Annotated in this window: 7 protein-coding genes; 4 read left to right on the top strand and 3 right to left on the bottom strand. The window is 69.4% G+C overall.

What is annotated here, in order from left to right; translation table 11 throughout:
- Nucleotides 1-370: 370 nt before the first annotated feature.
- Nucleotides 371-1,714 carry an NYN domain-containing protein gene (locus tag ACWGJ2_RS39425; protein WP_453351225.1) on the bottom strand — a complete coding sequence of 448 codons (1,344 nt, stop codon included), beginning with the start codon at nucleotides 1,712-1,714 and terminating at the stop codon, nucleotides 371-373.
- A 233-nt stretch (nucleotides 1,715-1,947) separates the two neighbouring features.
- On the opposite strand from ACWGJ2_RS39425, the gene ACWGJ2_RS39420 reads away from it, so the two are divergent.
- On the top strand, nucleotides 1,948-2,118 hold the full coding sequence (locus ACWGJ2_RS39420; protein ID WP_453351224.1) for a hypothetical protein: 171 nt from the start codon (nucleotides 1,948-1,950) through the stop codon (nucleotides 2,116-2,118).
- Nucleotides 2,119-2,244: 126 nt separating this feature from the next.
- Here ACWGJ2_RS39420 and ACWGJ2_RS39415 read toward each other — a convergent pair whose 3' ends face one another.
- Both ACWGJ2_RS39415 and dnaE read right to left on the bottom strand, forming a co-directional pair.
- The gene (locus ACWGJ2_RS39415) at nucleotides 2,245-2,418 is read right to left on the bottom strand and encodes a hypothetical protein (protein ID WP_453351223.1); all 174 of its coding nucleotides are present in this window, start codon (nucleotides 2,416-2,418) and stop codon (nucleotides 2,245-2,247) included.
- 169 nt (nucleotides 2,419-2,587) lie between these two features.
- A complete protein-coding gene (gene dnaE / locus ACWGJ2_RS39410) occupies nucleotides 2,588-6,130 on the bottom strand; it encodes a DNA polymerase III subunit alpha (protein ID WP_453351222.1) in 3,543 nt (1,180 codons plus the stop codon).
- 260 nt (nucleotides 6,131-6,390) lie between these two features.
- On the opposite strand from dnaE, the gene ACWGJ2_RS39405 reads away from it, so the two are divergent.
- From ACWGJ2_RS39405 to ACWGJ2_RS39395, 3 genes are all read left to right on the top strand, one after another.
- Nucleotides 6,391-7,719 carry a DUF2252 domain-containing protein gene (locus ACWGJ2_RS39405; protein WP_453351221.1) on the top strand — a complete coding sequence of 443 codons (1,329 nt, stop codon included), beginning with the start codon at nucleotides 6,391-6,393 and terminating at the stop codon, nucleotides 7,717-7,719.
- 147 nt (nucleotides 7,720-7,866) lie between these two features.
- Entirely contained in the window at nucleotides 7,867-8,568 is a 702-nt protein-coding gene (locus ACWGJ2_RS39400) for a hypothetical protein (protein ID WP_453351220.1), read from the top strand.
- 159 nt (nucleotides 8,569-8,727) lie between these two features.
- Nucleotides 8,728-9,519 (top strand): thioredoxin domain-containing protein, encoded by a 792-nt coding sequence (locus ACWGJ2_RS39395; RefSeq protein ID WP_453351219.1) that lies wholly within the window; start codon nucleotides 8,728-8,730, stop codon nucleotides 9,517-9,519.
- Nucleotides 9,520-9,580 lie beyond the last annotated feature (61 nt).

Genomic DNA, 9,580 nt, shown 5'->3' with positions numbered 1-9,580 from the left:
CCCCACACGGCCACCGGCACAAACCAAGAACCACGCGGCGCAAGCCGCAACGCACCGCAACCACACGCCGCGCCGAAGCCACCCACCCGCACCCGACCGGCGCCGGCACGCCAAAAAGTTGTGGGCAATCGTCCCGCAAGGCGGGACGGGTGGGCACAACCCGTGCCACCGGGCCGCAGCACGCGAACGAAACCCCAAGAGGGCGCCAGGCAAGGCGCACCCCTGCGAGAAACGGGCACCCCGTGTGGCCTTCACCCCGCACCCCGTGAGGGGGCACACCAGCGTGAAGGGGCAACCCCCCGTTTCCTTCCGCACCCCGCGAAGGGGACCCGTCCCGCGCAACACCCCCGTGAAGAGGGCACCCACCGTTTCAATCCGCCCCCCGCGAAGGGGCCGGTTCCGGGGAGGCGAGGTCCGCGTCGACCTCGCGCCAGAAGCCCGCGCGAATGGCGTAGCGGTCCCGCTCGTCGATCTGATCGTCCTTGTGCGCGAGCAACCCGAACCGCGCGGCGTACCGCAACAGCTCCCCGTCGATCCGGTGCGGAATCCGCGGATACTCCCGTGACAGCGTCTCCAGGTGCACCCCCGTCGCCAACCGGTCGATCCACCGCCGTGCGAAGACCTGCCCGACCTCGAAGGGGTCACCGCTCACCGCGGTGATGTCCTCCTCACGGTCGGCCCACCGCTGCTCCGCCGTCGTCAACTGCGCCAGCATCGGCAGGGCCGCGATCTCCGGCGGCTCACCGGGCGCACCCCGCTCGACCCACCCCTTGTCGGATGACCACCGCAGCGTCGCGCTGGGCGGCGGCGCGCTGGCCGGTCCGGGCGGCGTGGGGCGCCCGAGGCCCGCGAGGTCCTTGGGTGTGGGGACGCCGCTGTTGCGGCCCACCGCTTCCTCCGGCGCCGCACCCTCGTGGGCGCCGCCGCCCTCGCCGCCCTCCCCCTCCGTGGCGGCGGGACGCGCGTGGCCCGAGCCGTCGACGCCGCCCGGCCGCTCCCCCACGTCCGCGCCGGACTCCGTCGCGGAGCCCCCCGCGGACGGCCCCGCACCGGTGTCGACGCCCGCGGGCGGGCCGCCGTTCTTCGCGGACTCGGGCAGCGGCGCGGAGAGGATCGCCGCGATCTCGGGCCGGGGCACGGGCTGGGGCGCGCAGACGCCGGTGAGGTCCTTCGCGCGGACCGCCTCGGTGATCCAGCTACGGTCCAGCACGCGGCGCTCGTCGGCCTCGGCGACGAGGTCCTCGGACTGGTTGTAGTCGCCGTCGGCGGCCTGGACGGCCCACAGGTGCACGGCGACCCCGTGTTCCTTGGCCGACATCAGGCCGGGCAGCAGATCGCCGTCGCCCGTGACGAGGACGATGTCGGCGCAGGCCCGGTTGCGGGCCAGTTCGGTGAGTTCGGCGTGCATGGCGGCGTCGACGCCTTTCTGCGCCCACCGCCCGTCGCTCCGCGTCAGCGCTCCCAGCCGGACCGTCACCCGGGGCATCACGCGCAGCCTGCGGTGTTCGGGCTGGGGGACGCGGTCGGGGGCGCCGTCGAACCAGTAGATCCGCAGGAGGTCACACTGCGTGTCCGCTTCGGCGCGCTCGCGCAGGCCACGGATCAGGGCGGCGTGATCGACGCTGATCCGGGAACGTGTGGGTTCCCCGGCCAGCAGGCTCGCGGCGGCGCCCAACAGGTACCCGGCGTCCACCAGAACGACGCAGCGGTCCACGTTCCACCCACTCTCGGTATGCGAGCACAGCCGAGGCTGCGTTTCTTCGAGTCTGCCCGACCGTACAGGGCCCTATCAGCCCGAACTCGATCATCGGCGTGGCGGGTACGGCGCGATCGGGATCGTTAACCGGAAGAGTCGCCTCACTCAGAGTATTTGCTCGAAATGCACCTTTCCTATACCCATGCGAGGCTGATCCCGGCCCATCGTTCTGAGATCACCAGGAGGCGATCATGGGCAAGAACAAGAACCGGAACCGCCAGCAGCAGCGCGAGGACGAGTCCCGCAGCGCGGCGGAGCAGATGCACGAGGGGATGAAGCGCGGGGCGGGCGGTGACTCCCGCGCGCAGAGCGGGCCCGCCGACGCGCCCCGCAAGCACCAGCGCCGGTTCGGCCACAACTGATCTTCCGCGCGGCCGTCGTCGCGGAAGCACACGGTCGCGGGCGCCGCGCGAGAGCACGCGAGAGGGCGCCCCCCGTTTCCGGGGAGCGCCCTCTCGGCCTGCGAAAGGCTCCGGGCCCTGACGGGCTCAGGCGGCGAGCGGCCTCGCGTGGTTGAGGTCCCATGCCTCCCGCACGCAGCGCAGCCGTGTCTCGAAGTCCAGCTCGGGGAAGTAGTCCCCGAGGGCCTTCACCGCGTCGTGCGTCGAAGTGTGCACATCACGCAGCAGGAAAACGGCCTTGTCTATCGCCTGGGCATCCACGGTGGGACCACCTCCGGACCAAAGTGCTTCACGTTCGAAACGTGCTAAGGCCACGGTAGGACGCGCTTGTGCCCGATTTGGACAATCGATCCTCTACGGCCCGCAAAGATCCGTAAAGCTCCTTAAAGCCCGGCCGACGGACCGCTCGGCCTCGGCCCGCTCGGCGCGGTCAGCTCGCCAGGCAGGACGGGCCCAGCAGCTCCTTGAGGTCGCCGAAGAGCGCCGGATCCGCCGTGACCCGGTGCCGGTCGAGGCGCAGCACCGTGGTCTTGCGGGAGCCCTGGAGCCTGACGCGCACCTCACTGGAGCCGCGGTGGTGGGTGAGCACTTCGCCGAGTTTCTCCACCAGCGGCGGGGTGATCTTCACGGTGGGGATGGTGATGGTCACCGGCGCGTTGGCCGACGCCTCGCTCAGGTCCGGGATCATCAGCTCCATCGCGACCAGCCGCGGCACGTCCTCGCGCTTGTCCAGCCGCCCCTTGACGAAGACGACCGCGTCCTCGACGAGCTGGGTGGAGACGAGCTGATACGTGGCGGGGAAGAACATGCAGTCGATGGAGCCCGCCAGGTCCTCCACGGTGGCGATGGCCCACGCGTTGCCCTGCTTGGTCATCTTGCGCTGGAGGCCCGAGATGATGCCGCCGATGGTGGTGATCGAGCCGTCCGAGTAATCGCCGCCGGTCAACTGGGCGATGGCGGCGTCCGCCTTCTCGTTGAGGACGTGCTCCAGGCCGAAGAGCGGGTGGTCCGAGACGTAGAGGCCGAGCATCTCGCGCTCCTGGGCCAGCAGATACGTCTTCTCCCACTCCTCCTCGGAGAATTCGACGTCCAGGCCGAAGCCGGGCGAGTCGTCGCCGTCGTCCGAGCCGAGGTCCCCGAAGAGGTCGAACTGGCCCTCGGCCTCCTTGCGCTTGACCTGCACCACGTTGTCGATCATGGGCTCGAACTGGGCCGTCAGGCCCTTGCGGGTGTGGCCCAGCTCGTCGAAGGCGCCTGCCTTGATCAGCGATTCGACGGTGCGCTTGTTGCAGACGACGGCCTCGACCTTGTCCAGGAAGTCCGGGAAGGAGACGTACTTCCCCTTGGCCTTGCGGCACTTGACGATCGAGTCCACGACGTTCTGGCCGACGTTACGGACGGCGGTCAGGCCGAAGACGATGGTGGTGTCGTCACTGGAGGTGAAGTTGGCCTCGGACTCGTTCACGTTCGGCGGCAGGACCTTGATGCCCATCTTGCGGCACTCGTTGAGATAGACCGCCGACTTGTCCTTGTCGTCGCGCACCGAGGTGAGCAGGGCCGACATGTACTCCGCCGGATAGTTCGCCTTGAGGTAGGCGGTCCAGTAGGTGACCAGGCCGTACGCGGAGGAGTGTGCCTTGTTGAACGCGTAACCGGCGAAGGGCACCAGCACGTCCCACACGGCCTGGATGGCCTCGTCGGAGTAGCCGTTGTCGCGCATGCCCTTCTGGAAGTTCACGAACTCCTTGTCGAGAACTTCCTTCTTCTTCTTGCCCATGGCCCGGCGCAGCAGGTCGGCCTGGCCGAGCGAATACCCGGCGAGCACCTGCGCCGCCTTCTGCACCTGCTCCTGGTAGACGATCAGGCCGTGGGTGATGTCGAGGACGTCCTTGAGGGGCTCCTCCAGCTCCGGGTGGATCGGAGTGATCTCCTGCTGGCCGTTCTTGCGCAGGGCGTAGTTGATGTGCGAGTTCATGCCCATCGGGCCCGGGCGGTACAGGGCCGAGACGGCGGAGATGTCCTCGAAGTGGTCGGGCTTCATCATGCGCAGCAGGGAGCGCATGGGGCCGCCGTCGAACTGGAAGACGCCGAGGGTGTCACCGCGGCAGAGCAGCTCGAAGGTCTTGGGGTCGTCGAGCGGGAGGTCGAGGAGCTTGAGGTCGACCTGCTTGTTCTTGCGGATCATCTTGACCGCGTCGTCCATGATCGTCAGGTTCCGCAGGCCCAGGAAGTCCATCTTGAGCAGGCCCAGGGACTCGCAGCTCGGATAGTCCCACTGCGTGACGACGGTGCCGTCGTTCTTCGGGGAGAAGATCGGCGCGTGGTCGATGACCGGCTCGCTGGACATGATCACGCCCGCCGCGTGCATGCCCATCTGACGGACCAGGCCCTCGATGCCCATGGCGGAGTCGATGACCTTCTTGACGTCCGGCTCGTTCTCGTACATCGCCCGGACCTCGCCCGCCTCGCTGTAGCGCGGGTGGTTCTTGTCGGTGATGCCGGAGAGCGGGATGCCCTTGCCCAGGACGTCGGCGGGCATGGCCTTGGTGATGCGGTCGCCCATCGCGTACGGGTAGCCCAGCACGCGGGAGGCGTCCTTGATGGCGGCCTTGGCCTTAATGGTGCCGTAGGTGCCGATCATGGCGACCTTGTCGGCGCCGTACTTCTCCGTGACGTAGCGGATCACGTCACCGCGCCTGCGCTCGTCGAAGTCGATGTCGACATCCGGCATGGTGATGCGCTCGGGGTTGAGGAACCGCTCGAAGATCAGCCCGTGGGTGACGGGATCGAGGTCGGTGATGCCCATGGCGTACGACACGATCGAGCCCGCCGCCGAGCCGCGCCCCGGGCCGACCGCGATGCCGTTGTCCTTGGCCCAGTTGATGAAGTCGGCGACCACGAGGAAGTACCCCGGGAAGCCCATGTCGATGATGACGCTCATCTCGTACTCCGCCAGCTCCTGGCGGTCCTGGGGGACGCCCCCGGGGAAGCGGCGGGTCATGCCGCGCTTGACCTCTTCCCTGAACCAGGACACCTCGTCGAAGCCCTCGGGGACGTCGAACTTCGGCATCAGGTTCTTCGGCTCGAACATCCCGGAGGTGTCGACCCGCTCGGCGATGAGGAGCTGCGTGTTGCGGCAGCCCTCCTGCCAGACGTCCGAGGAGTCGATGGAGTACATCTCCTCGGCCGTCTTCAGGTAGTAGCCCGCGCCGTCGAAGCTGAAGCGGTTGGGGTCGGAGAGGTTGCTGCCGGTCTGGATGCACAGCAGGGTGTCGTGGGCCGCGGACTCGCGCTCGTACGTGTAGTGCGAGTCGTTCGTGACGACGAACGGCGCGTTGATCTTCTTGGCGATCCGCTCCAGGCCGTCCCGCGCGCGCTTGTCGATGTCGATGCCGTGGTCCATCAGCTCGACGAAGAAGTTCTCCCTGCCGAAGATGTCCTGGTACTCGCCGGCGGCCTGGAGCGCCTCGTCGAACTGGTCCAGACGGATCTTGGTGCTCACCTCGCCCGAGGGGCAGCCGGTGGTGGCCATCAGCCCGTCCGCGTACTCGGCGAGCAGCTCGCGGTCCATGCGCGGCTTGCGGAAGAAGCCCTCCAGGCTGGCCCGGGACTGGGCGCGGAAGAGGTTGTGCAGCCCGGTGGAGTTGCGGGCCCACATCGTCATGTGCGTGTACGCGCCGTTACCGGACACGTCGTCGCGCTTCTGGTGGGGCGTGCCCCACTTGACGGGGCGGGTGTTCCTGCGGTGGTCGGGGGCGAGATACGCCTCGATGCCGATGACCGGGGTGATGCCCGCGTCCTTCGCGGAGTGGAAGAAGTCGTACGCCCCGTGGAGGTTGCCGTGGTCGGTCATCGCGATGTGCGACATGCCCATTTCATTACAGGCGTTGAACATGTCCTTCAACCGCGCGGCGCCGTCCAGCAGCGAATACTGAGTGTGCACGTGCAGATGCGTGAACGGCTGCTGTGTCACGGCGAAGGACACCTCCGGCTAGGGGGACTTCTGGGGCGGTTCGAGAGTCTACGACCCACCACTGACACGCGTGGGCCTGACGCCCCTGTCGGCCCGCCACACCCTGGCCCCTGCCGCCCGGGCACTACCCCGGCGGCCCGCACGTTGGGAGGTGGGGGAAGATCGGCCGGGGCTACGGCCCCGCCCGCGTACGCGGGGCGCGTCCCGCGCGGATGCGGATGTGGACACGGAAGACAGACCGGAACCCAGAGAGGCACCCCATGGCAACGCAGCAGGCCGTCTCGGCCGAAGCCCGCGGCGAGCGGATTCTTGAGGTCTTCGGCAGCGCCTTCGGCGAGCTGCTCGCGGCGGACCCCGCCGCCTTCCAGGTCAAGTTCCGCAAGATGGCCGCCTCGGCCTTCGCCTTCTACCGCGGCACGGCCTGCCTCTTCTACTCCGATCTCGACGAGGAGAAGCAGGGCGGCCCCTTCCTGGACGAGCGCACCAGCCGCGTCTGGATCCACGGCGATCTCCACGCCGAGAACTTCGGCACCTACATGGACGCCAACGGCCGGCTGATCTTCAACGTCAACGACTTCGACGAGGCGTACGTCGGCCCCTTCACCTGGGACCTCAAGCGGTTCGCCGCCTCCGTCGCGCTGCTGGGCTACACCAAGGCGCTCAGTGACGAGCAGATCACGGACCTGGTGCGCACGTACGCCATGGCGTACCGCGAGCGCATCCGCTCGCTGGCCACCGGCACCAAGGAGGACGACGCGCCGTCCCTCAGCCTGGACACCGCCGAGGGCCCGGTGCTGGAGGCGCTGCGCGCCGCGCGCGCGAACACGCGGTTCGGGCTGCTGGACAGCATGACCGAGATCCGCGACTGGGAGCGCCGCTTCACCCCGGGCGGCGGCGCGATCGAGCTGGACTCCGCGACGCGCTACAAGGTGCTGGACGCCTTCGACGGCTATCTGGACACCCTCCCCGTGGCCACCCACTTCCGGCCCGACGCGTATCGCGTCAAGGACGTCGTCGGGCGCCGCGGCATCGGCATAGGGAGCGCGGGCCTGCCCTCGTACAACATCCTGCTGGAGGGCCACAGCGACGCCCTGGAGAACGATCTCGTCATCTACATGAAGCAGGCGCAGACCCCCGCCGTCTCCCGGCACATCACGGACCCGGAGATCCGCGACTACTTCCTCCACGAGGGTCACCGCACCGTCATCTCCCAGCGCGCCCTCCAGGCGCACGCCGACCCGTGGCTGGGCTGGACGGAGCTGAGCGGGACGGGGCAGCTCGTCGCCGAGGTCTCGCCGTACGCGCTGGACCTGGACTGGTCCGATCTGGACGCGCCCGAGGAGATCGCGCGGGTCGTCGCCGATCTGGGCCGCGCCACCGCCACGATGCACGCCGCGGCCGACGACGAGAGCGGGCACTCCCTGGTCCCCTTCTCCACGGAGCGCGCCATCGACGCGGCCATCGCCGCCGACGAGGAGGGCTTCCCCGGCATGCTGGTCGATTTCGCGCACGACTACGGCTACCGCACCCGCCGCGACCACCAGATCTTCGTGGACCTCTTCCGCAACGGCCGGATACCCGGCCTCTGAGCGGCGGAGCCGCGGAGCATCGGAGCCGCGAAAAGGGGCCCCCTTTAAGGGCGTCTTACCCGCTCCCGTGGCAGACTCTTGCGGCGACGGCGAGGCCGTCGACAAGGCCGTTGACGAGGTCATGAAACAGGACTGACGAGCAGGCGGATGAGCAGGACGACGGACATGAACGCGACAGGGATAAGGACCGCGCGCGCCGCGGTCTTCACCGCCCTGTGCGTCACCCTGTCCGCCGGGGCCCATGTGCTGCTCTCCGGGGCTCCCGTGCCGCTCGTGCCGCTGCTCGTCATCAGCGCCGCGGTCTTCCTGCTCGCCTTCGCGTGCGCGGAGCGCGAGCGGGGCTACGGCCGGATCGCCACCCTCCTGATCCCGCTGGAGCTGTTCGCGGACACCGTCTTCACCACAGGCCAGCACGCCTGTTACGGCCGGGCCGGAGGCCCCGTCGCCGGGCCGCTGCGCTCGCTGGGCGTGGACCTGCTGTGCGGCGGCGGAAGCCTCGGCACCCCGCTCGCCCGCATGACGGCCCGTGGCCACGAGGCCACCCCCGCCGCGCTGGCCACCGACCCGGCCGTGCCGTGGCTGCTGCTCGCGGCGCACGTCGGCGTCGGCCTCGTCGCCGCCGCCTGGCTGCGGCGCGGTGAGGCGGCGCTCGCGCGGCTGCTGCGCGCCGCCGCGGCCACCGCGTTCCGGCCGCTGCGCCTCGTCCGGGCAGTCTGCCGCTGCCGCGTACCGGCCGAGACCGGCCGTACGCCCCGCGCGCTGCCCGCTCCCGGGCCGCGCGCGCTGCCGCTGCTCGTCCACTCCGTACACCGCAGGGGCCCGCCGGTCCCGTGCGCGCTCGCGGCCTGAACCCCCGCACCGCACGGACCCGCACCGGACCGGACCGCGTCACCGGACCCGCACAGGTCCCGCACCGGACCCGCAGCGGGGGGGTTCTTCCGGCCGCCGAGGCGCGCACGCACCGGCACCCGTCCCCACCCACATACGCGTATCTACGGAGACCGACCCATGAGCAAGCGCAACAGCCAGGAAGCCAAGCGCGCCGCACGCGAGCGGCTGCGCATCGAGCGGGAGCGGCAGGCGAAGAAGGACAAGATCCGTCGGCAGGTGATCGTCGGCGTCTCCGTCGTCGGCGTCCTCGCGATAGCCACCGGCATAGGCTTCGCCGTCTCGAAGATGAACGAGCCCAGCGGCTGGGACGCCGCCAAGGACAAGAAGCTCGTCGCGCCCGCGAACGCGTCCAGCACGAACAGCACCTCGGTCACCATCGGCGGCGAGAAGGCCAAGAAGACCATCGACGTCTACGAGGACCTGCGCTGCCCGGCCTGTGCCCAGTTCGAGCAGGGCGCGGGCGAGGCCCTCAAGAAGGGCGCCGACGACGGCAAGTACAAGCTGCGCGTCCACCTGGGCGACCTCATCGACGGCAACATGGGCGGCGAGGGCTCCAAGTCGGCCATCAGCGCACTCGGTGCCTCGCTGAACGTCAGCAAGGAAGCCTTCGCCGACTACCACGCCAAGCTCTACTCCGCGAAGTGGCACCCGGAGGAGAGCAGCGACAAGTTCGCCGACAGCGACTACCTCATCAAGGTCGCGGACACCGTTCCCGAACTGAAGAAGAGCAAGACCTTCAAGAAGGACGTGGAGGACGGCACCTACGACAAGTGGGCGCTGAACATGGTCGCGGGCTTCAACAAGGCCGAGATCCAGGGCACGCCCACCGTCCGCATCGACGGCAAGGACGTGGAGCAGGAGCAGCTCCCGGCCGAGCTGAAGAAGCTGGGCGTCGATCTGGAGGGCTGACGCCTCCGGGGCGCCGGGGCGGGCCACCACCGCCCCGGGGCCCGCCCCGCCCCCCGCAGAC

This window comes from Streptomyces sp. NPDC054796 (assembly GCF_053611545.1).
Note: the sequence above shows the minus strand (reverse complement) of the source record. Positions and strands in the feature narration are given on the sequence as shown.